Genomic DNA, 23143 nt, shown 5'->3' with positions numbered 1-23143 from the left:
GCCTGTTTTTACAAACAAGGGCTTCATAAATAACGGGTTTCATAAATAAAGGTACTGATAATGAAGTTTTTCAAACTGCCTGATCTCGGTGAAGGTATTCCTGAAGCAGATATTGTCGAGTGGAAAATAAGCGAAGGTGATGAAGTTAAGGAAGACCAGATTATTGTTGCTGTTGAAACTGCCAAGGCTGTTGTAGATGTGCCGTCACCCTGTGATGGTGTGGTTGAGAAACTGTTTGGTCAGCCCGGTGACACGATTCATACCGGTGAGCCGCTGGTGGGTTTTGCCGGTGATGAAGAAGCCGGAACCGTTGTTGGCAAAATTGAAGAAGCTGTAAGCCATCAGGATGAAGACGATGATTTTATTATTGGCGCCGCTGCTGCAACAGGGCCGGTAATTAAAGCTACACCGGCAGTAAGAGCTTTGGCCCGGCAATTAAAAGTCGATCTGAATACACTGGCTCAAAGCAGTGGTGGAAAAACAATTACCGCGCAGGATGTTGAAGCTGCTGCCAAACCACCGGCCCTGTTTCCGGATGGTATGCCACTCAAGGGTGTACGCAAGCATATGGCGCGCACTATGGCTCAGTCCCATGAGCAGGTTTCGGCAGTAACCCTGTTTGATGAAGTGGATATTCATCACTGGAAAAAAGGTGAGGATATTACCATTCGGCTGCTGCAGGCTATTGTTGCTGCAGCCAATACTGAGCCAGCTTTGAACGCCTGGTTTGATGGTCCGAATCTTTCTGTACGACAGCACAAATCGGTTGATATCGGTGTTGCTGTTGATTCTCCACAGGGGCTTTTTGTTCCCGTGCTGCGCCATGCAGAAAAGTGTAATGGAAAAGAAATGAGACAGCGGCTGGATGAATTACGTGCCGGCGTTGCTGATCGTTCAATTCCTCAGGAAGACTTGCAGGGAGCGACGATAACTCTGAGCAATTTCGGCACAATTGCCGGCCGTTTTGCGACGCCGGTTGTTGTTCCGCCGATGGTTTGTATTATCGGTGTAGGGCGTATTCATCAGGCAGCTGTGGCGGTTGAGGGTAATATCGAAGCCCATAAAACAATTCCGTTGTCGCTTACATTTGATCACCGTGCAGCCACTGGTGGCGAAGCTGCCCGCTTTCTTGCCGTGCTAATTGAACATCTCAAAAACTAACCGCTATCTTTGGTTTTCCATCATTGAAAGATAATAATTTTTTGATGATGGAAAGCCGAAAAAACAAATAATTCATCATTTGTGCAACGTTTTTGGTTGCACAATGCCTTAAAAAATTCAAGAATCAAGTAAGTGTCAATTTTTTGAATAGTGTATTTGCCTGCTTAAACAAGCAAATCCATTAAGTCCTGCAATCAAAGGCGCAGGCTTCTAATAAAAAAGACACATCAAACAGTTAAAAGGGTAGAAAAAATTCATTGGCAAGGTAAGTCAGTGAATAAGAACAAAAAATACCCACTGTTTAAACCCGGGGAACTCTATCCCCGGCTGCTGACAAGGACGCGGCGGGCCGCCAGAGTGCAATCCAACGCATTGGTTTCCTGCCGAGAAAAGCAGCTCTGTAGTGTTGCCGTCGAGCTGTGGAAAACAAACCACCGGGCAGGCTGAACCGAACCACAGGGGCAGGTATAACATGGATATATTCAATAAATTTCAGGAACGTTATCAAAGCGTCCAGCAGGAAGAACTGACCCTTCAGGAATATCTGCAACGATGCAAGGAAGACCCAACCACTTATGCCAATGCGGCGGAGCGATTACTTTCCGCGATTGGCGAACCGGAGATGATTGATACTTCCAGAGATTCTCGTCTGAGCCGGATTTTTTCCAACAAACTGATTAAACGCTACCCTGCCTTTTCTGAATTTTACGGTATGGAAGAAGCGATTGAGCAGATTGTTTCTTACTTCAAACATGCGGCGCAGGGGCTGGAAGAAAAGAAACAGATTCTCTATCTGCTGGGACCTGTAGGTGGTGGTAAATCATCGCTGGCTGAACGTCTGAAAGCGTTGATGGAACGTGTGCCCTTTTATGCCATCAAGGGCTCACCGGTTTATGAATCACCATTGAACTTGTTTAATCCGACCGAAGATACGGAAATTCTGAAAGAAGAATATGGTATCCCCAGTCGCTATATCCGCGGTTTGATGTCCCCTTGGGCAGTGAAGCGCCTGAATGAATACGGTGGTGATATCACCAAATTTAAGGTGGTGAAGCTCTATCCCAGTATTCTGAATCAAGTGGCTATTGCCAAGACCGAGCCTGGTGATGAGAACAACCAGGATATCTCCAGCCTTGTGGGTAAGGTCGATATTCGTCAGCTGGAAGAATATTCCCAGAATGACCCGGATGCCTACAGCTTCTCCGGTGCACTCTGTAATGCCAACCAGGGCATTATGGAATTTGTGGAAATGTTCAAGGCTCCGATCAAGGTCCTGCACCCGCTGCTGACCGCAACTCAGGAAGGCAACTACAACAGTACCGAAGGCATGGGTGCAATTCCGTTTGACGGTATTATCCTTGCCCACTCCAATGAGTCCGAGTGGCAAACCTTCCGTAATAACAAGACCAATGAAGCGTTTATTGACCGGGTAAATATCGTCAAGGTGCCTTACTGTACCCGGGTCAGTGAAGAGGTGAAAATCTACGAAAAACTGTTGGCCAACAGCTCGCTGCGGGATGCACCTTGTGCTCCGGATACGCTGAAGATGCTGGCACAGTTCACCACGCTGTCGCGGATCAAGGAACCGGAAAACTCCAACCTGTTCTCCAAGATGCGGGTCTACGATGGTGAAAATCTGAAGGATACCGATCCCCAGGCCAAGCCGCTGCAGGAATATAAAGACAGTGCCGGTGTGGATGAAGGTATGGAAGGGCTTTCCACCCGTTTTGCCTTCAAGATTCTGTCCAAGGTCTTTAACTTTGACCCCTCTGAAGTGGCGGCTAACCCGGTGCATATGCTTTATGTGTTGGAGAAAGAGATCGAACAGCATCAGTTCCCGCAGGATACACAGGAGCGCTATCTGCGCTTTGTGAAAGAATTCCTGGGGCCGAAATACATCGAGTTTATCGGTAAGGAAATCCAGACTGCTTATCTCGAATCGTATAGTGAGTATGGTCAGAATATCTTTGACCGTTACATCACTTACGCCGACTTCTGGATTCAGGATCAGGAATATCGTGATCCCGAGACTGGCGATATTCTTGATCGTGTTGCCATCAATGATGAGCTGGAAAAAATCGAGAAGTCAGCCAGCATTGCCAACCCGAAAGACTTCCGTAATGAAGTGGTTAATTTCGTATTGCGGGCCCGGGCGAATTACAACGGCAAGAATCCAAGCTGGCTCAGTTATGAAAAAATGCGTACTGTAATTGAGAAGAAGATGTTCTCGAATACAGAAGATCTGCTGCCGGTTATTTCCTTTAATGCTAAAGGTAGTAATGAAGATCAGCGCAAGCACAACGACTTTGTACAGCGGATGATGGAACGTGGTTATACCGAGAAGCAGGTTCGCTTGCTGTCCGAGTGGTACATCCGGGTTCGTAAATCGCAGTAAGCTAAAATATAAGTAGTAAACAGGGGCGTGTCCGGTGCAGGGAAAAGGTGCCGGACACAGCCGGAAAAGCGGGGCAAAGGAGCCCGGGATGTAGTAAGAACAATAACAGCGATAGCAATGGCTGCAGTGCAGTAACAACCATAGCTGCAACATAGCTGCAACCAGGTACAGCGAGGGATAGTTGTATGAGCATTATTATCGACCGTCGGCTGAACGGTAAAAACAAGAGCACCGTTAACCGCCAGCGTTTTCTGCAGCGCTATCGCAAACACATCAAGAAAGCCGTTTCCGAAGCAGTTAATGGCCGCAGTATTACCGATGTTGAAAGCGGCAGCCAGGTAACCATTCCCAGTAAAGACTTGAACGAGCCGACTTTCCGTCATGGGCAGGGCGGCAAGTTCACTCATGTTCATCCCGGTAATAAAGATTTTATTAAAGGTGACCGCATCAAGCGTCCGCCCAGTGGCGGTGGCAAGGGCGGTTCCGGTTCAGGTCAGGCCAGTAACAGCGGCGATGGCATGGATGAGTTTACTTTCCAGATCAATCATGACGAATTTCTGGAATATATGTTTGATGATCTGGAACTGCCCAATCTGGTTCGTAAACAGATGATGGACGCGCAGGAATTCAATATGCGTCAGGCAGGCTATACAACGGATGGTTCGCCTGACCGATTGAATATTGTTCGTTCACTTCGCAGTGCTCATGCTCGACGGATTGCACTTTCCGGCAAGGACCGGCGGGAGATTCGCCAGCTAAAGCGTGAACTGCGAGAAATGGAAGTAAGCCCGGACGAAACCGATGAGTCCAGGGCAGAAGAATTGCGCGACAAAATTCGGGAATTAAATGGCAAGCTCAAACGACTGCCGTTTATTGATGAGTTTGACCTGAAATATAACAACTATGTGAAGGTCCCCAGCCCGAGCAATAAGGCTGTGATGTTCTGTGTGATGGATGTATCCGGCTCCATGACCCAGGAAATCAAGGATATGGCCAAGCGGTTCTTTATTCTGCTTTACCTGTTCCTGCAGCGAAATTATAAAGAGATCGAAGTGGTGTTTATTCGTCACCATACCGCTGCAAAAGAAGTGGATGAGGATGATTTCTTTTATTCACGGGAAACTGGCGGCACCATTGTTTCCAGTGCCCTTGAGCTGACCCATGAAACCATCTCCAGCCGCTACTCGCCAAAAGACTGGAATATTTATGTTGCCCAGGCTTCCGATGGTGATAACTGGGAAGGGGATTCCAGTGTCTGCAGCAAGATTCTGTGTAACAAGCTGATGCCATTGGTACAGTATTTCTCTTATGTCGAGATCACCGATCGTCAGCATCAGAATCTGTGGCGGGAGTACGAGTCAGTACAGGACCAGCATCCGGAAAGTTTTGCGATGCAGCAGATCAAGTCTGCCAATGATATCTATCCGGTGTTCAGAGAACTGTTTCTCAAGAAAACAGCCAAGGCTAACTAGAGGCGGAAGGCAGGGTATGGAATACCTGAAACGATTCGTCCTGCTATTTTTTGCTGCTGCACCGGTGATAGCTGACGACAGTATGTCTCAATCCGGCAATATGATGACGCCGCTGAATCTGGAGTGTACGACGTTTGTCCAAAAAATGGTCAACAACCGTCCCCTGAAAGAGCCGGTGATGGAAGTCAGCTGTGGTGTGAACGGCTCTTCTCTTATTCGGCAGGCTTACTTTTATCCCCAGCTGAGACCTTTTGATAATCGATATAACTCCGGTGATCCGGTTAAATCTCCCCTGTTAATCAAGCAGGCTGGAAAACCCGGATTTACCTTTTCAGTTCCTCTGAGTGAGAACTATGCGTCCTGCAGAATAGAAGGGTTCAGTAATACCAGAGGGTGTAGCCCTGCTTCATTTGATAATGGTCAGCCGGGCACTTTGTATATGGATTTCCCGATTCAGCTTCCGGGAACCCAGGGTTATGACAATCTGGGTGATGGCAGCTATTGCCGTTTTGTGTGTGCCCGAAATGAGATGCCAGCTGCGGAAGAAGCTCCGCTGGATATTACTGACTTCTCAGTACTTGAATAATTATAACAACATGTGTGAGTAACAGATTATGAGCAGGGAACCGCTATCTACTGGCTCTGAATGGACATTTGATCTGATCGATGAGTATGACCGGGAGCTGGCGCGTATAGCGGATGGTTACCGGCTCGATACTTATCCAAACCAGATTGAAGTTATCAGTTCAGAGCAGATGCTCGATGCCTATGCTTCAACCGGTATGCCCCTGATGTATAACCACTGGAGTTTTGGCAAACACTTCCTGAGTAACCAGCAGAATTACCAGCGTGGCCGAATGGGGCTGGCTTACGAGATTGTGATTAACTCCAATCCCTGTATTGCCTACCTGATGGAAGAAAACACCATGACCATGCAGGCGCTGGTACTGGCGCATGCCTGCTATGGTCATAACTCGTTCTTCAAGGGGAATTATCTGTTCCGGGCCTGGACAGATGCTGACTCAATTATTGATTACCTGTTGTTTGCCAAAAGCTATATCAGTCAGTGTGAAGAGAAATACGGCATTGAAGCTGTTGAAGATATTCTGGATGCCTGCCACTCGCTGATGAATCAGGGCGTCAATCGCTACAACCGCCCCCGCCCGGTTTCAGCAGAGGAAGAGAAAGAACGTCAGGATGAACGGGCAGAATATATTCAACGAACCCTGAATGATATCTGGTCGACAATTCCAAAGCAGGAAAGTACTGAAGAGAAGGTATCAGAAGAACGTTTTCCAAAAGACCCGGAAGAAAACCTGCTCTACTTCTTTGAGAAAAATGCTCCGCTACTGGAAACTTGGCAGCGTGAGTTGATTCGGATTGTGCGCAAGGTTGCCCAGTACTTTTATCCCCAGCGACAGACTCAGGTAATGAACGAGGGGTGGGCCAGTTTCTGGCATTATACGCTGTTAAATACCATGTATGATGAAGGTCTGGTAACAGACGGTTTTATGATGGAGTTTCTCCATTCTCACGCCAATGTCATTTACCAACCACCTTTTGATAGCCCTTATTATTCAGGTATAAACCCTTATACGCTTGGGTTTAATATGTTCTGCGATATCAAGCGAATTTGTGAAAATCCGACAGAAGAAGACAAACGCTGGTTCCCTGATATTGCCGGATCTGACTGGTTAGATACGCTTCACTTTGCGATGAAAAATTTCAAGGATGAAAGTTTTATCCTGCAATATCTTTCACCTAAAGTGATGCGGGAGCTTCGTCTTTTCAGCATTAATGATGATGAAGCAAGATCCTATCTTGAAGTTGAAGCGATACATGATGATTCAGGGTATCGGGAAGTGAGAGAATCTCTCGCAGCACAATACAATATTGGTAATCGCGACCCCAATATCCAGATCTACAATGTCAATGTTCGCGGCGATAGAACGTTAACTTTACGACACTATATGCATCAGGGAAGACCTTTGGATGATAGTTGTGAAGAAATCCTGCGGCACGTTCATCGGCTGTGGCGATTTGATGTGGTGATGGAGTCAGTTGATGAAGAAGGGAATGTAAAAAAGACTCGCCGCTGTCCTCCAGCTGATGGAAAGGAAAGCAGGTAGTGCAGGTGAAATAGAACAGGATAAATGGCGAGTTATTTGCTTTTCTTACGCACTTAGCCAGATGTTTTTTTATAGAAGAATTTTCTGCTTTGGCGGAAAATTCTTTTTTGTAACGATTCTAAATAGATATTTTACTTTATGAATCAGTTGTCTTCTCCCACCTTGTTTGATGATCACAATTGATAGTAAATAGCTTTCACTGAGTTTTTATCATTGCATGATTTTATTAGAAGACAGACAATACCCTCCTGAAAGATATTCACAGAGTATCTTTCAGAAGGGTATTGTAGAAAGTGATTCGAAAACAGAAGTAACCTGCTTGAAGGTGTGGAAGATATTGAACTGAGTTCCTCTGTATTAATACGGATCAATTTTAAAACGCTGATATTTGACCAGTTAATTATAACTTGTTAAAACAACCCTATATCCGGTATGCTCCACACCAGCCACTATGATAAAAGGGCGCAAGTAGCTGAAATTAAGGAATGGAATTACCCCCCCGCCCTGTTTTCAGTCTGCCAGAAATACATACCTTTAAATCAATAAAGTACCCATTCAGGTAGCCAAGTTATGAATATTTTTGAAGAGATCACTCATCGTCTGAGCAGTAAAACCCGTATTCGTTCTCTGTTTAAAGATGTTCACGCTGAAGACCTGGAGCGTATGATTGCGCGCATGTCTGATGTACTGGAAGAAAAGAAAGCTGTTTCTGCTGAAGAAGAAGCTCGTCGCAAGGAAAAGCAGGAAAGCATCGAAAAGATCAAGGAACTGATGGCTTCCCAGGGCGTTTCCATGGACGATCTGGGCACTCTGGCTGAAGCAACTACCAAGCGCAAGAAGCGTAACATCCAGAAGTACACCTTCGAATACCAAACTGAAGATGGCCAGACCCACTCCTGGGAAGGTGCTACCACCGGTCGTCTGCCACGTGACTTTCAGGAATACCTGAACCGCACTGGCAAGAAGCGTATTGAGTGTGCTGTTACCGAGATTGAAGAGTAATATCAGATTCTCACTTATTAACTGGCTAACAGTTAATAACACGTAACATTCAGACTTGTTTACATCGGAAGCTTAATAGCTTGTTGATACCAGTCTGGTTGTTATTAAAACAAGGGGGATAAGCAATGCTTATCCCCCTTGTTTATTTATGCAGTGATCACATAATAATCAAGCCTGGGCAATGGCTCGGGAATTTTTCAAATGCAGCAATCGTGAAGTTGGAAAATGACAGCTGAAACGACTTCCCTTGCCTAACTGGCTGCTGATTCCCAGCCGGGCGCTGTGTCGAATCATTACATACTTCACAATCGCCAGTCCCAGACCAGTGCCTCCTGTTCGAATGCTTCGGCTACGATCTACCCGGTAAAATCTCTCTGTCAGCCGGGGAATATGCTGGGGTTCAATACCTTCACCGGTATCTTCGACAATCAACTGTCCGCCATCCCGATCATCGTGCCAGCTAATCGTGATACGGCCTTCCGCCGGGGTATATCGAACAGCATTAAAAATAAGATTGGAGAAAGCACTGCGTAATTCATGCTCACTACCGGCAAGACAGATATCCGGATCACAGGATACGGTAATGTTATGGTTCTCTTCACCACTGAGTGCCTGGGCGTCCGTCGCAATATTATTCAACAGCTGATGTAAATGAACTTCATCATGCTCGGCAATCTGGTTGGCTGTTTCCAGTTTGGAAAGCAGCAGCAGATCTGACACCAGATTTTGCATTCGGGTCGACTGTTCCTGCATCTGTCCCAGTGCACGACGCCACATACGTACCTTTGGACTTTCCTCTTCATCCAGCAGGGTATCGGACATAGTTTCGATATAGCCGGTGATAACCGTCAGTGGTGTTCTCATTTCATGAGAAACATTCGCCACAAAGTCTTTTCTCATACTCTCCAGCTGATGCAAACGTGTCACATCGCTGACCAGCATTAAACGACTACCTTTGCCATAGAGCGTAATACTGAACTGTAGATAGCAGTCTTCTTTAAGTGCAGAAGGTATTTCAAGCGGCTCTTTATATTTTTGCTGTTCGAAATATTCAACAAAGCGGGGGTCTCTGATGAGGTTGGTGACCACCTGGCCAACATCATAAGCGTGTCGAAATCCCAGTAATCTTGCTGCGGCACGGTTCCACCATTCAAGGTTACCCTGCTGGTCGAGCATAATAATGCCGCTGTTCAGTGCGCCTGTTGAGTCTTTAACCCGGTCAATTACAGCCTGCAGCTTGTCCATTGAGCGGTGATGACGCCGTTGCAGACGATAAATAGAGTCAAAGACTTCACCCCAGAAGCCCTGAGCCTCCGGTGGTTCGACATCATCTTCGGCATCCAGCCAACCTGCCAGCCGTGAGGCTTGCCACAGGACCCAGCCCAGATAAACAGATAATCCGGCAACCAGCCCCCAGGCAATTTCGCCAACCAGCCAGCCTAAACAGGCAGAACCCCCGACCAGCAGTATCAACCGCTGAATCAGCTCTGATTTCCAGTCCCGCTTCACCGAGCAACTCCGTTTTTATTCATGATGGAAATGCCGCTATGATCGCTGAAATATGCGACATTTTTATTTCGATTTTGGGCGTTGTGGTATATGCCCGCAACAAAATGGAGCAGTGTTAAACTGCGACTGTCGGCCATTCAGGTACACTGCATTTGCTCTCTGCAGTGTATCAGGAAAGCATTTACCCTTCAGAATTGTAGCGAGCAGGTAGAATGCCTTACCGGTGGGTGTTAAGCCTTTCAGGCATTGCTGAAAGGCCGATGAGCCTGATACTCGGTTCAGGCTCTGGTTGAAAACCTGTAACCGGTGCCTCTTACAGTCTGCACCATATTTTCGTAGGGGCTGCCAAGTACCTTGCGCAGTCGACGAATGTGTACATCAACCGTACGTTCCTCGACGTAGACATTACCACCCCAGACATGGTCCAGCAGCTGACCACGGGTATATGCCCGTTCCTGATGAGTCATAAAGAACTGAAGCAGGCGATACTCGGTAGGGCCCATGGAGGCTGCATCGCCGTTTATGGTGACGCGGTGGCTGACCGGATCCAGCTCTAGCCCTTCAATACGAATAGGTCCCTGATCTTCCATGCCTGCGGTACGACGGAGAACGGCTTTTAAACGGGCAACCAGCTCACGGGGAGAAAACGGCTTGGTGATGTAATCATCAGCACCGGTTTCCAGTCCCTGGATTTTATTATCTTCTTCGCCTTTTGCTGTCAGCATGATGATGGGCACATCCCGGGTGGCATCTTCACGCTTGAGTCGACGAGCCAGCTCCAGTCCACTGGTACCGGGCAGCATCCAGTCCAGTAGCACCAGATCCGGTTTGTTATCTACGATGATGGCATGAGCCTGTCGTGCATCTTCCGCTTCGAGGCAGTTGTAACCGGCCATTTCCAGCGCTACAACGATCATTTCCCTTATGGGGGGCTCATCATCGACAATTAGTATAGTTTTACTGACCATGAGCACTCTGTTCCTCAATCCGAACTTTGCTTTTGCATTGTCCTGAATTACAGCCTGTCATTGTTACAGGCTGATGACAAAATCCTATCTCTGATGCGGTTTACCACTAGATCATCAAGTCGAGAGCAATACCTGCGAAAACAATACAGCCAACCCAGTTATTGTTCAGAAAGGCCTTGAAGCAGGGCATACGCTCCCGGTTACGAGTCAGGCGATACTGATATATGAATAAAACCAGAGCTGTGGCCAGCCCAAGATAATAAGGAACTCCGCTATCCAGCTGAACGCCGAGCATTATCATGCAGAGCAGAAACAGTCCCTGCAGTGATAAATTGATAACGTTATCAAGATCACCAAACAGGATGGCGGTCGACTTGATCCCGATTTTCAAATCATCGTCCCGATCTACCATGGCGTATTGAGTGTCATATGCGACGGTCCAGAGCAGGTTGGCGATAAACAGCAACCACGCCGTAGTGGGTAAATCACCGCTTTGTGCCGCATAAGCCATGGGGATCGACCAGCCAAAAGCCGCACCCAGCACAACCTGCGGCAGGTGGGTATACCGCTTCATAAAGGGATAGATGCTGGCCAGAAGTACACCACCAACCGACAACATAATTGTCAGCATGTTGGTCATCAGCACCAGAACAAACGAGATGGTTACCAGAACCGTAAACAACACCAGTGCTTCCCGGGTTGATACCCGGCCGGAAGGCATTGGCCGCTGTGCAGTGCGTTTAACATGTCCGTCAAAATTACGATCGGCGAAGTCATTCACCACACAACCGGCACTGCGCATCAGAACTACACCAGCAGTGAAAATCAGCAGTACGGATACATCCGGCATACCTTCAGCTGCCAGCCACAGTGCCCACCAGGTGGGCCATAGCAGTAACAGAATACCGATTGGACGATTCAGGCGGGTTAACTGAACAAAGTCCTGAAACCGGGTTTGCCAGTCTGGTTGCTGTAATGTCGGCTTGTCCGCTGCACTCATGATCTTGCTACTTGTATCATCGGTTATTACATCCTGTATCGTCAGGCCGCTGTCCTGTTCGAGAGATCGTTTTGTTTGAAGGGTAGTCAGACCCGGTCAGGCAGAAAAGCTTCATAGACAGAAAGAGGCTTGCTGTTCAGCCGGAATCTGGAGTGTCTTCCCCAAACCTGAGTATTCCTGGCGTAGTGCTGTTCCAGGCATGGATGCAGGTCGGCAACGGGCAATCGCGAAACTTCAATACATTCCCGCTTTACATTGGCCCGGGTAAACAGAAACTCCCCCAGTGGCTTGCTGCCAAGAGAGAGCAGATTACGGTTCTCTCCATTCAGGCTGGACCAGGGCAGGACACTACGGGCATAAACCCGTGGCTGATTATTGCAGATCAACAGCACTTCCCGAATATTGGCAATCCGGCGTGGTGCTGTGCCGAGAAAACGGCTTTCCCATGAGGTGGGAATATCCCACTCCTGTCGCAGTACTTTAACTTCAAAGGTACCGGGAAATGCCCGCTGTAATCTGCGGGTCAGGGAGCCCGGATATAACAGCCAGTCCTGAAGCTCGCCTGGCAGGTCTTCAGGTGTTATATCCCGGTAACCGACATGGCTGACATGACGATTGCGGGCATAAAGCCGATCAAGCCGGTCCGGCTCGATACCATGACCGGCTGAAAAAACATGATAGGCGCGCCGGTCTGTTTCCAGCGCAGTCACAGGAGTTTGATTCACCAAATTATCTCGAGCTTTGATTGATCAGCGTGTTGCCTGAGCCAGCAGGGGTAATCTGCCTTCCATTCCCATGGCATAGCGCATGACGCGCTTCTGGCCAGCCCGGGTACGGCCGGCCACAGCAAGACCAATATTCCGTGCGACTTTTAACGGTGTCACTTCATTACTGAATAGGTGATAGAACGCATCCATCACCAGCATCATGTTACGGTTATCTGAACGACGGGCCTTTTCATAACCTTTCAGGACGTCGGCAGAAGCATAATCTGCACCCTGATCACGCGCTTCGGATAAAGTCTGGGCCAGCCAGGCAACATCCATAAACCCGAGATTAACGCCCTGTCCGGCCAGCGGGTTGATGGTGTGGGCAGCATCCCCAACCAGAGCAACGCCCGGTTTAACATATTGATGGGCATGACGTCGTGTCAGAGGAAATGAAGCACGGCCATGCAATGCTTTCAGCGCTGGCAGCTCTGATGGGAAATGTTCCCGTACCGCTTTGAGGAAGACGGCTTCATGCATGGACTTCAGCTTGCGCACTTCATCCGGCAGGTTATACCAGACCAGAGATGCATAGCTGCGACCGTCAACATCTGGCAGAGGCAATAAAGCCAGAGGTCCGGTTGAAGTAAAGGCCTGCCAGGTAATGTCCAGCGGTCCACCGCCAATTTCAACGGTGGCAACCAGAGCCTGCTGTTCGTAATCATAGGCACCAACGCCCATACCGGCAGCATCTCTGACCTGGGATTGAGCACCATCGGCCCCCACCAGTAACCGGGCGGTGAGTGTTCGACCATCATCAAGTTGTAATTGAGGCTGTTTGTTACCAGTCAGAATTGTAGTGATACGGGCCGGGCAGATCAGTTCTACATCCTGGCTGCTTTTCATTGCAGCATGCAGCCCGAGTTGAACGATGTTGTTTTCAACAATGTAACCCAGTCGGGGCTCGTTGAGCTCTGAGGCCTGGAACATTGTGCGGTTAAAGCGGGTGTGCTTGCCAATCAGGGGAATATTCAGTTTTTCCCATACTGCCATGCGACGGTAAGGACAGACTCGCATGGCTTCAATATGCTGCCAGGCACCGAGACGTTCAAGAACACGGATTGTAGCCGGGCTTAATGCCGAAACGCGAAGGTCAGGGGCAGCATCTGGCTGAAATTCGGCGGGAGGCTGGTGGTCAACAACTCCAACTTTAAACCCTGCCTGTCCGAGTGCACATGCAACGGCTGCGCCGACCATGCCGGCACCCACAATCAGAACATCATAATCCGGCGTCATATCCCTTACCTTCCCGTTTTATCCCGGAGTGATCCGGGTATTTTCAAGCGCCATCATACCAGCCTGTTCAATAGTCATCACGACAATTACTAGGACGTAACACCCCGGCGCAGCATGACTGAAATTACTCCAGATCTGTCGCCTGTATCATGCGCTTTGATTAGTAAGCTGTTATCAGCAGGAGAGAAGACAAAATTGGCACGACCCTTCGCATCAGCCCTACGAGTACATAGCTTCCGCTGTGTGTTGGCATCATACACCGTGAATTGAATGGGCTCGTTTGTATCCTGTCTATTGAGCACCCGGATCTGCACCAATTGACCCGTCACCATTGCTTGTAATCGCAGACCTTCACGTGCCGCCAGGCCTGAAGAAACCATAACTGCCAGTATCGCCAGAAGGAGTAGACTGCGTGAGCCAAACTTCATGATGATCACCGTTAACCCTGTTGTATCTGTGCTCTGAGGTTAAGTAAGAATATGACGTCTGTCGCAGTGGCCGGGCTGTTTGTTTTAAAAATGACAGGTACGATAGTTCTTATCAGGTGAGCAATGCAGGTCGGGCAAATAATAATGAATAATCTTGATCAGGCTCAGCGGGATTTGTTACTTCAGGCGCTGGAAGATCTCAGGGCTTTACTGGAAGATACCCTGACGCAAACTGCCGTTTCGGCAGACACTGTTATGCTAGATCAGCAGCGACTGGGACGTGTTTCCCGGGTTGATGCCTTACAGCAACAGAATATGGCTCAAGCCAATGAACATCAGGCCCGGCAAAGACTTAAGCAGGTGCTGTCTGCATTGCGCCTGTATGAGGAAGATCCCGATGAGTACGGCCTTTGCCGCAGCTGTGATAATCCCATAGGCTTTGCCCGGTTGCAGGTTCGTCCCGAAACGCCGCTTTGCATCAAATGTCAGCAGTCTGCAGAGAATAATTAACAGGGACTCGCGTTGATAACGTGTGACTAAAAAGTGTGGGGCTTCTATGTATGCTTCAGTCTCGTTACGTATTGGCGAGTTGAAATGTAATCGCTAAGCTCCGCGCTCGGGAATCATTTTTAAAGGTACTGTTCTAATCAATTATGGCGGCGCAGAATAATACGTCTATCAGCCCGGCAACGGCGAACCCCATTGTGATTTTTGATTCCGGTGTGGGGGGGCTCAGCATCTTTAACTCCATACAAGCCCGTATACCCGGCTTGTCGGTTATCTATTGCTCCGATAATGCCGGCTTTCCCTATGGCTCCCGCCCGGAAGCTTTTGTCATTGAACGTACTCGCAACTGCCTGATGAAACTGGTTGAAAGGTTTGATCCGGCTCTGGCTGTCGTCGCCTGTAACACCGCGAGCACCGTTGCCTTGCCGCATGTTCGAAGCCAGCTGGATATCCCGGTTGTCGGTGTGGTTCCGGCCATAAAAACAGCAGCACAGGTCAGTCGCAATCGTCATATCGGACTGCTGGCAACCCCGGCAACAGTAGAAAGAGCCTACACCCGGCAGCTGATTGATGACTTTGCTTCAGATTGTGAAGTAACGCTGGTGGGTAGTAGCGAGCTGGTGCATCTGGCGGAAGATCATTTACAGGGCAAGGTAGTTGCCCCGGATGCTCTGGAGCAGGTTATTGCCCCCTTTGTGGATAACTTTGAAAAGGACAATGGGCCCGATACGATTATTCTGGGTTGCACCCATTTCCCTCTACTCTCGAAAGAGCTTGCTGCAGTCGCACCACAACATATTCAGTGGGTTGATTCCGGAGATGCGATTGCACGCAGAGTTTCCAGTTTGATCTCACAGCCAGCAGTAAATTCTGTACCTGAACACAAAGCTGTTTTTACGGGCGATATACCTGTCAACGGACTGGTTGACTATCTGCAGCGTCAGGGATTCGAGCTGGAGGGGCTAAACGGCTGATACTTAAGTATCAGCCGTTGGATGAGGCTAGAGGTTTCGAGCCTTGTAATAAGCGTGTTCAGAAATTGTGTGATAAGCCTGAGACTGGTCCCGGAATGCTTCAAATGAAGCCATAACCCGCTGAGCGAGTTCACTTCCTCCAGCCACTTCCTTGGTTACTTCGTCTGCTACTTTTCGCAGTTCAGACAGCACGTCATCCGGCAGTGGCAGAACTTTAACACCATGCTCTTCAACCAGCTGTTTCAAAGCTGCATTGTTACGAGCGGTATATTCGTCCAGCATCTCCAGACTGATTGCGCGGGTTGCGGTTTCAACAATCTGCTGCAGATCTTTTGGCAGTGCATTCCAGGCTTCCAGATTGATGCTGAATTCCATCTGGCTGCCTGGCTCGTGCCAGCCCGGGTAGTAGTAATATTCAGCGACTTTGTAGAAGCCAAAGGCCAGATCGTTATAGGGGCCAACCCATTCGGTCGCGTCGATCGCACCGGTTTGCAGGTTGGTGAAGATTTCACCGCCCGGTACGTTGACGGGCACACCGCCAAGTCGCTTCAGTACTTCCCCGCCCATGCCGGGAATACGCATCTTCAGGCCTTTCAGGTCATCCAGTGATTCAATCTTCTTGTTAAACCAGCCTGCCATCTGAACACCGGTATTACCTCCGGGGAAGGCCTTGACACCGAAAGGTTTGTAGACCTCGTCCCACAGCTCCTGACCACCGCCATAGTTGATCCAGCTGCTGATTTCCTGAGCATTCAGCCCGAAAGGTACGGCAGTAAAGAACTGGGCTGCAGGGGTTTTGCCTTTCCAGTAATAGGCGGCGGCATGGCCCATCTCGGCAGTACCGGCGGATACGGCATCAAATACTTCCAGTGCCGGTACGAGTTCGCCGGCGGCGAAAATCTTGATATCCAGCCGGCCATTACTCATGGTGCGGACCATTTCGGCAAACCGCTCGGGTGCCATGCCCAGCCCCGGGAAGTTCTTGGGCCATGAGGTGACCAGTTTCCACTGGAAGGTTTGCTGGGGTTCGCTGGATTGGGTTGAGGGTGCGGATTCCTGTCCGCCGCTACATCCGGCCAGTACGGCTCCGGCTGCACCCAGGCCGAGTGCAGTCATTACCTGACGACGCTTCATACTTCACTCCATTTTTTGTTATTGGCCTGCTGAGAGGCGCTTTATTACGGCATGGACAAGCCTACCACTGGTATTAGCCGGGGGAAAAGGGGCCAAGTGAAAGGAGCGGTTTTGTTATAACCGTATATTCTTAAAAGATGGGGTGCCAGAAAGGCTTTAATGTTTCAGGGAGAGAACTATGCCAAAAGTACCACTGGGCGTGACGAAGGCTCTTCATGCACTTCACCTGAGTGGCAACAAGAAAGCTGGCAAGTCGTCTGAAGTCAGTGATATCAAGTTTTTGCGATTCAGGAAAGGACGAAAGTTCTCTCCACTGAAACGTTTGCAGGCAGGTGTAAAACGGCCCACATCAAAACCAATCCATAAGCGTAAAGCTGTACGATCAAAGCCGTTGCAGTTTCTGAAAGATCCATTGGGACTTAAAGCCCGGGCAGAAAAGAAAGAATTTGCCAAACTGGAGTCGCAGCTTCAGGAAGCAAAATCGACCCTGAATCGTCTGGAAAGTGAACAAGCAGCGCTTCCTGACAAAGATAAGTTGCTCAGCCAGAGGAAACGCGCTCGCGTTAATTTGGCTCTGGAAAGAAACAAACTTCCCCGAAGCCGAAATCAACAGAGAATTCAAAGATTACACAGAGCTTTCGTTCAGGCTGATAATCAGGTCAAGCGATCAAGTTCACTTGAGGGACAGATTGCCAATGCCAGATTTGCTGTGAATGTGCTTGAACAGAGTTATGCCGCTCACCCTCTTGCTCAGCGTCAGCAGGATATCAGCTCGGCCTTAACCTCAAGCATCACTGAAGATAGTGAGGCTGAACTCAAGGAAGAGCTTGAACAGCTGCTGAGTGAGGATGATGTTTCCAGCACTGACTCTACTCCACCCCCTCCCTTAAATCCTGATCTTGATGAAGATGAGTTAATACGACAGTTGGAGGAATGGGCTCTCTCGGACCGCAGGAAATAACCGGTAGATACAGCCTCGACCCGGAGGCTGTATCTTGATCAGACAATCAGGCCGGTTCCAGTTTTGCTACAGATAACATCAGCCACTTGCTGCCTGCCCGGTCAAAATTGATATGAACCCGTGTCTGTGCACCCTGCCCTTCAAAGTCCATCACCGTGCCTTCGCCGAAAATATCATGATGTACCCGCTGGCCCAGTGCCATACCTTCCGGTGCCGGCTCCTGCATGGCTTTTGAAGACATGGGGCGGGTAATTGTCGCACCCAGACGGACTTCCTGAATCAGTTCCAGAGGTATTTCTCGAATGAAGCGGGAAGGACGGTTGTAATTGTCTTGACCATGCAGCCGGCGGCTTTCAGCGTGAGTGAGATAAAGCTTCTCCATTGCACGAGTGATACCGACATAGCAAAGACGACGCTCTTCCTCTAATCCGTTGGGATCTTCCATCGACATCTTGTGCGGGAACAGACCTTCTTCCATACCGGCCAGAAAGACCACCGGAAATTCCAGACCCTTGGCGGAGTGGAGGGTCATCATCTGCACGCTGTCGCTGTGCATATCTGCCTGCTTGTCACCGGCTTCCAGTGCAGCATGGGCTAGAAAGGCATCCAGCGGCGACATATTCTGCGGCATGTCTGGATCATCCAGCATATCTTCCGGATCGAACTCACGACAGGCAGAAACCAGTTCTTCAAGGTTTTCGACCCGGGTTTGACCCTTTTCACCCTTCTCCTTGCCGTGATGTTCAACCAGTCCGCTAAGGCTGATCACCTGCTCGGCCAAATCGTGCAATGGGGCTTTATCACCTCGCGAAGAAAGCTCTTTAATCAGCTCAACGAAGCCGCCAACGGTTTTGGCTGCACGTCCGGTCAAGTTACCCTGACTGGCGATTTGCCACATGGAAACACCTTGGGCGACAGCCGCTTCCCTTAAGCCCTGAACCGTTTTTTCACCAATACCACGTGGTGGCAGATTGATAACCCGTTCCATCGCTTCATTGTCGTGTGGATTACTGATCAGGCGCAGGTAAGCGAGTGCATTCTTGATTTCCAGCCGTTCGAAGAAACGCTGACCGCCATAAATTCGATAAGGAATAGCAGAGCGAATAAGGGCTTCTTCCAGTACCCGGGATTGGGCATTGGAGCGATACAGAATAGCGATCTCCTTGCGGGCACGCCCCTGATCGGTTTCTGCCTTGATGCGTTCGGTAATGTAGCGGGCTTCTTCCACTTCATTGAAACCGGAGTACAGCAGAATCGGGTCACCATCGTGATCCTGAGTCCATAGTTCTTTGCCCAGACGATCCGGATTACGGGAAATGACCGCATTGGCAGCATTCAGAATATTGCTGGTAGAGCGGTAATTCTGTTCCAGCTTGATGGTACTGGCAGTCGGGAAATCCTGGCTGAACTGACGGATATTTTCGATCCGTGCACCACGCCAGCCGTAGATAGACTGATCATCATCACCTACCACCATCAGCTTGTCTTCATCGCCAACCAGCATCCGAAGCCATGCATACTGTACGGCGTTGGTGTCCTGAAACTCGTCTACCAGCACATAGTTGAAGCGCATCCGATAATGCTTCAGCAGTGCCGGGCAGTTCAGCCACAGTTCGTGAGAACGTAACAGCAGTTCGCCGAAATCTACGACGCCGGCTTTATCACAGGCTTGTTGGTAAGCCTGATAGACCTGCAGCATGGTTTTCTCGAACAGGTCATAACCGGGGTCGATATAATCCGGGCGCAGTCCTTCATCTTTTTTGCTGTTGATATACCACTGTGCCTGACGCGGAGGCCATTTACTGTCGTCCAGTGCCAGTGACTTCATAATGCGCTTGATCAGACGCAGCTGATCATCACTGTCCAGAATCTGAAAATTTTCGGGCAGTTTTGCCTCTTTATAGTGCATTCGCAGCAGCCGGTGCGCCAAACCGTGGAATGTGCCGACCCACATGGAGCGTGGAGAAACGCCTAGCAGGTGCTCAATCCGCCCCCGCATTTCGTGGGCAGCCTTGTTGGTAAAGGTCACCGCCATAATGGAATGGGGCGACAGGCTTTCCTCCTGAATCAGCCAGGCAATGCGGTGTACCAGTACCCGGGTTTTGCCACTGCCGGCACCGGCCAGTACCAGTGAACTGCGCACCGGCTGGCTGACAGCTTCGCGCTGGGCATCGTTAAGGGAATCCAGAAGGGGATGATTAGTCATTCGGCAATTCAGCTATGAAAACGGGATTTCAGTTGTTGTAAGTGTGCTGAAATCCCGAGGAAGTTTCCATGGTTTGTTCATTGGTAAAGAACATGATCGTGTTAATGAACGCTATGCACACTCTTTTCTACTGTGAACTGTTACCTTTGTGGCATGAATGTACCATTTCTACACAACTGACCAGACACAAACACGAGCAGTTGGATGTTTGGCGTAACTGCTTTATGCTCAATGTACCAAGATTAGTGTCGTTGAAGTGCTAATACAAAACTTGGTACGGAGTTTGCTGTAACAATATTGCCTAGAGCTGAAGAAGAAAAACAGCACCACAGACTACTACGGATAGCGGTCTGACAGAGCGAACAGAGACAGGAAGGGTTTCCGTTTGTAATGTGTTCTTCATCTACGCCGGGCACACTATGGAATAAAAATAACAGCCAGGAATGAGACGTGTGGCCCATCCCCATCAAGCAAGGGCGACATGATCAATGGCGATAGTCGAGAGGGACTGACAATGGAACAGCACACCAATACCGTTGATAACTATCTCGAGTCTGACACTCTGATCTCCCAGGACGATGTGCCGCAGAAAGGCTCCAAGCGCTCCCTGCACATTCGCCGAGCTATCGAAGATCACTTCGAAAACATTCGCCTGAGCCACCTCGAGGATGACAACTATTGGGATACTCTGGCCTGACCCTGATTGCTGTACTGCCCGAAATCTGAGCATCTGCTGATCTCTCTCCCCCGGCAGATGCTCACACCTATTCTTTTTTACTTCTAAACTGAGTCACTTGAAACTGAATAAAGCTCAGACGTAAACACTGCGTCAGTGCTAGTGGTTTGTTTATCAAAAAGCGGATGTTATATTGTAACACCTGCGTTTCTTTTTCTGGTTGTACTCACTTATGCTGTTTTTCTCATTTGGTCGCGTGTTATCAATGCGGCTTCGATCGGTACGGTCTGCTTTTATAAAACCGGCTTTATTATCCCTTGGCCTGATGGCTTCCATTTCTCAGGCATCTTCTGCCCCGGAAGTTGTTGTCAGTATCCACCCGGTTCAGTTGATTACCGCAGCGATTACAGCAGATGTGACCAAGCCACAACAGCTGGTACCTTCCGGTGCATCGCCACATAACTACAGCCTTAAGCCCTCTGATATGCGGAGACTAACCCGATCTGATCTGGTGATTCGTATTGGCAGTGAGCTTGAGCCTTTTCTGGACAAGCCACTTAAGGTTACCGGTGCTGCTCATCTGGACCTGCTTGAAATACCGGGTCTGAAACTTGAGTATTTTGAGGAAGATGAGCATGATGGCCATGATCATGAAGCTAAGGGTCATGAAGACCACGATGATCATAAGGGCCATGACGATCATGAAGGCCATGATGACCACAAAAGCCATGCAGGCCATGAGGGGCATCATCATGAAGACGGAGCAAATCCGCATATCTGGCTTTCACCTGAAAATGCGATCAGGATGGCAGAGGCGATCAGTCTGAAGCTGCAGCAAATAGATGCCAAAAATGCGGAGCTTTACAAGCAGAACCTGCAAGCATTTATCAACGAAGTCAGTGCAACAGACAAACAGTTGAAGAAGTTACTGGCAGCACAGCCGCAAGCCGGTTTCTTTGTATTCCATGATGCCTGGGGATATCTGGTGCACCACTACGGGTTGCAGCAGCTGGGTGTATTCACTGTTAGCCCGGAAAAACAGCCGGGAGCCCGACACTTGGCACAGTTGCGTGATCAGTTAAATAATAACCCCACGGCCTGTATCTTTACCGAGCCCCAGTTTCGTCCGGTATGGATTTCCCGTTTAACCAGCGGACTAAAGAATCGGGTTGCGGAGCTTGATCCACTGGCAACAAGTCAGCCTGCAACCAAAACCGGTTATGTTGATTACCTGAACAATACCGTAACAACACTGCAGCAGTGCCTGTCTGAAAGCTGATTTTGTCAGCGCATTTCAAAGCCACGCTTCCGCAGGAATTCTTTCATGTGGGGGCGTGACTCCTTTCCCAGCAGCTTGTTCATCTGTTCGCTCCAGGTCTGACTCAGTTTGCCTCCGGTGCGCTGCTCATAATACTGACGAATGATCTGATCATAATCGTCCAGCTGTTTGTTATCCCTGTCGTGCTGATAGGTTTCTTCCATCAATACCATGTCGACAGGCAGGCGAGGCTTGGGTAAAGGGTCCTGATCCGGATAGCCAAGGCATAAACCGAATACCGGATAAACCATACGCGGCAGTTGAAGTAATTCACTCACTTCTTCCGGGTTGTTGCGAATGCCCCCGATATAGCAGATTCCCAGCCCCTTTGATTCTGCAGCCAGAGCAACATTCTGAGCCATCAAAGCAACATCGACGGTGGCGATAATAAAGTGTTCGGTCATACCCTCTACAGCTGTATGATCATTTCTCTCACAACATTGCCCGGAGCGATTCAGGTCGGCACAAAAAACCAGAAAAGTTGGTGCACTAGCCACATAAGATTGATTACCGGACAGCTCGGCTATTTTCTCCCGTGTTTGTATATTTCGGACACGAATAACGCTGACTCCCTGTAAATAACTGGAGGTAGCTGCACATTGTCCCGCTTCAATTAATTCACGAACAAGATTGTCATCAACCGCCTGATTGGTGAATTTGCGTATTGATCGATGAGCCTTCATTAATTTAACAACGTCATTCATTATTTTTCTCTCAATCGCATTCAATTAAAAACAGGTTTTTCAGGAATAACCTGTTAAAGATTTTGATCGTATCTGTATTGGCTGATACAACATTAAGAAGGGTTTTTAAAAGTCAGGAATACAGTTTTTCATTTTTGAAAAAGAGTATTGCACAGGGATGGCTATGTTGGAAAAAATACAAAAAACACCGCTGACAGAGACACCTGCGGATCATCAGCATCAGGCGTATGTTCAGGAAGATCAGACTGATGTTCCAAAGCCGTGCCCTTCCTGCAATATTCCCGTTATTACAGACTTGATGGACGTTGAGGGGGTAAAACTCTGGCAGGTACTGTGTCCCCGCTGCGGTATGAATACAGAAGCCGAGGAGGATCTGGTGTTATGTCTGGAGCGATGGAATCGTCGCCCCCGCGAGGACCGGTTGCACCGGATTGCACTGGTTCTGGGGGTTCTGGCGCCGTTATTACTGATTATCGGGTTCATGGTTGGTATGGTCGCCGGGCTGTCGATGCCGCTCTAAAAGCCATATATATTGATCTGGGTCAATTATTGGGGTTCGGTTTTCCGCAATAATGCGCAAAAATGGCGTAAGTATC

Annotated in this window: 21 protein-coding genes; 12 read left to right on the top strand and 9 right to left on the bottom strand. The window is 49.0% G+C overall.

Annotated elements, in window-relative coordinates; translation table 11 throughout:
- Positions 1 to 60: 60 nt before the first annotated feature.
- The 6 genes from ACYZZ0_RS19365 to ACYZZ0_RS19340 all read left to right on the top strand — a co-directional run bounded on the left by ACYZZ0_RS19365 (position 61) and on the right by ACYZZ0_RS19340 (position 8159).
- Entirely contained in the window at positions 61 to 1161 is a 1101-nt protein-coding gene (locus ACYZZ0_RS19365; protein WP_461538307.1) for a dihydrolipoamide acetyltransferase family protein, read from the top strand.
- A gap of 472 nt (positions 1162 to 1633) precedes the next feature.
- Positions 1634 to 3556, top strand: coding sequence for a PrkA family serine protein kinase (locus tag ACYZZ0_RS19360; protein WP_461538306.1), 1923 nt, complete (start codon positions 1634 to 1636; stop codon positions 3554 to 3556).
- Positions 3557 to 3741: 185 nt separating this feature from the next.
- The gene (locus ACYZZ0_RS19355; protein WP_461538305.1) at positions 3742 to 5028 is read left to right on the top strand and encodes a YeaH/YhbH family protein; all 1287 of its coding nucleotides are present in this window, start codon (positions 3742 to 3744) and stop codon (positions 5026 to 5028) included.
- A 16-nt stretch (positions 5029 to 5044) separates the two neighbouring features.
- A complete protein-coding gene (locus ACYZZ0_RS19350; protein WP_461538304.1) occupies positions 5045 to 5614 on the top strand; it encodes a hypothetical protein in 570 nt (189 codons plus the stop codon).
- A 28-nt stretch (positions 5615 to 5642) separates the two neighbouring features.
- Positions 5643 to 7157 carry a SpoVR family protein gene (locus tag ACYZZ0_RS19345; RefSeq protein WP_461538303.1) on the top strand — a complete coding sequence of 505 codons (1515 nt, stop codon included), beginning with the start codon at positions 5643 to 5645 and terminating at the stop codon, positions 7155 to 7157.
- Between the two features lie 570 nt (positions 7158 to 7727).
- Positions 7728 to 8159, top strand: a complete 432-nt coding sequence (locus ACYZZ0_RS19340) for an H-NS histone family protein (protein ID WP_461538302.1) — start codon at positions 7728 to 7730, stop codon at positions 8157 to 8159.
- A gap of 168 nt (positions 8160 to 8327) precedes the next feature.
- Here ACYZZ0_RS19340 and phoR read toward each other — a convergent pair whose 3' ends face one another.
- From phoR to ACYZZ0_RS19310, 6 genes are all read right to left on the bottom strand, one after another.
- Positions 8328 to 9668: a phosphate regulon sensor histidine kinase PhoR gene (gene phoR / locus ACYZZ0_RS19335; RefSeq protein ID WP_461538301.1), complete on the bottom strand. Its 1341-nt coding sequence runs from the start codon at positions 9666 to 9668 to the stop codon at positions 8328 to 8330.
- A 278-nt stretch (positions 9669 to 9946) separates the two neighbouring features.
- Positions 9947 to 10636, bottom strand: a complete 690-nt coding sequence (gene phoB / locus ACYZZ0_RS19330) for a phosphate regulon transcriptional regulator PhoB (protein WP_461538300.1) — start codon at positions 10634 to 10636, stop codon at positions 9947 to 9949.
- A 106-nt stretch (positions 10637 to 10742) separates the two neighbouring features.
- Positions 10743 to 11636, bottom strand: coding sequence for a 4-hydroxybenzoate octaprenyltransferase (gene ubiA, locus ACYZZ0_RS19325; protein WP_461538299.1), 894 nt, complete (start codon positions 11634 to 11636; stop codon positions 10743 to 10745).
- Between the two features lie 86 nt (positions 11637 to 11722).
- Positions 11723 to 12361 carry a chorismate--pyruvate lyase family protein gene (locus ACYZZ0_RS19320; RefSeq protein WP_461538298.1) on the bottom strand — a complete coding sequence of 213 codons (639 nt, stop codon included), beginning with the start codon at positions 12359 to 12361 and terminating at the stop codon, positions 11723 to 11725.
- Positions 12362 to 12385: 24 nt separating this feature from the next.
- Positions 12386 to 13639: an FAD-dependent monooxygenase gene (locus ACYZZ0_RS19315; protein WP_461538297.1), complete on the bottom strand. Its 1254-nt coding sequence runs from the start codon at positions 13637 to 13639 to the stop codon at positions 12386 to 12388.
- Between the two features lie 89 nt (positions 13640 to 13728).
- A complete protein-coding gene (locus tag ACYZZ0_RS19310; protein WP_461538296.1) occupies positions 13729 to 14067 on the bottom strand; it encodes a hypothetical protein in 339 nt (112 codons plus the stop codon).
- Positions 14068 to 14211: 144 nt separating this feature from the next.
- Between ACYZZ0_RS19310 and ACYZZ0_RS19305 the strand changes: the two genes are divergently transcribed.
- A complete protein-coding gene (locus ACYZZ0_RS19305) occupies positions 14212 to 14577 on the top strand; it encodes a TraR/DksA family transcriptional regulator (RefSeq protein WP_461538295.1) in 366 nt (121 codons plus the stop codon).
- Positions 14578 to 14720: 143 nt separating this feature from the next.
- A complete protein-coding gene (gene murI / locus ACYZZ0_RS19300; protein WP_461538294.1) occupies positions 14721 to 15548 on the top strand; it encodes a glutamate racemase in 828 nt (275 codons plus the stop codon).
- Between the two features lie 27 nt (positions 15549 to 15575).
- Here murI and ACYZZ0_RS19295 read toward each other — a convergent pair whose 3' ends face one another.
- Entirely contained in the window at positions 15576 to 16682 is a 1107-nt protein-coding gene (locus ACYZZ0_RS19295) for a TRAP transporter substrate-binding protein (RefSeq protein ID WP_461538293.1), read from the bottom strand.
- Positions 16683 to 16860: 178 nt separating this feature from the next.
- Here ACYZZ0_RS19295 and ACYZZ0_RS19290 point away from each other — a divergent pair, with 178 nt between their 5' ends.
- On the top strand, positions 16861 to 17643 hold the full coding sequence (locus ACYZZ0_RS19290; protein ID WP_461538292.1) for a hypothetical protein: 783 nt from the start codon (positions 16861 to 16863) through the stop codon (positions 17641 to 17643).
- Between the two features lie 46 nt (positions 17644 to 17689).
- On the opposite strand, the gene uvrD is transcribed toward ACYZZ0_RS19290, so the two are convergent.
- Positions 17690 to 19849 (bottom strand): DNA helicase II, encoded by a 2160-nt coding sequence (gene uvrD, locus ACYZZ0_RS19285; protein WP_461538291.1) that lies wholly within the window; start codon positions 19847 to 19849, stop codon positions 17690 to 17692.
- Positions 19850 to 20330: 481 nt separating this feature from the next.
- Between uvrD and ACYZZ0_RS19280 the strand changes: the two genes are divergently transcribed.
- Together ACYZZ0_RS19280 and znuA are read left to right on the top strand one after the other, a co-directional pair.
- Positions 20331 to 20546, top strand: coding sequence for a PA3496 family putative envelope integrity protein (locus ACYZZ0_RS19280; protein ID WP_461538290.1), 216 nt, complete (start codon positions 20331 to 20333; stop codon positions 20544 to 20546).
- A gap of 211 nt (positions 20547 to 20757) precedes the next feature.
- On the top strand, positions 20758 to 21804 hold the full coding sequence (znuA, locus tag ACYZZ0_RS19275) for a zinc ABC transporter substrate-binding protein ZnuA (protein WP_461538289.1): 1047 nt from the start codon (positions 20758 to 20760) through the stop codon (positions 21802 to 21804).
- Positions 21805 to 21809: 5 nt separating this feature from the next.
- On the opposite strand, the gene nfsA is transcribed toward znuA, so the two are convergent.
- Positions 21810 to 22547 carry an oxygen-insensitive NADPH nitroreductase gene (nfsA, locus tag ACYZZ0_RS19270; protein WP_461538288.1) on the bottom strand — a complete coding sequence of 246 codons (738 nt, stop codon included), beginning with the start codon at positions 22545 to 22547 and terminating at the stop codon, positions 21810 to 21812.
- A 163-nt stretch (positions 22548 to 22710) separates the two neighbouring features.
- Here nfsA and ACYZZ0_RS19265 point away from each other — a divergent pair, with 163 nt between their 5' ends.
- A complete protein-coding gene (locus tag ACYZZ0_RS19265; protein ID WP_461538287.1) occupies positions 22711 to 23067 on the top strand; it encodes a hypothetical protein in 357 nt (118 codons plus the stop codon).
- The last annotated feature ends 76 nt before the right edge of the window (positions 23068 to 23143 follow it).

Source organism: Spongorhabdus nitratireducens (assembly GCA_947387575.1).
GTDB lineage: Bacteria > Pseudomonadota > Gammaproteobacteria > Pseudomonadales > Endozoicomonadaceae > CANDOC01.
The sequence above is the reverse complement of the archived record's forward strand: the minus strand, read 5'-3'. Positions and strand labels throughout refer to the sequence as shown.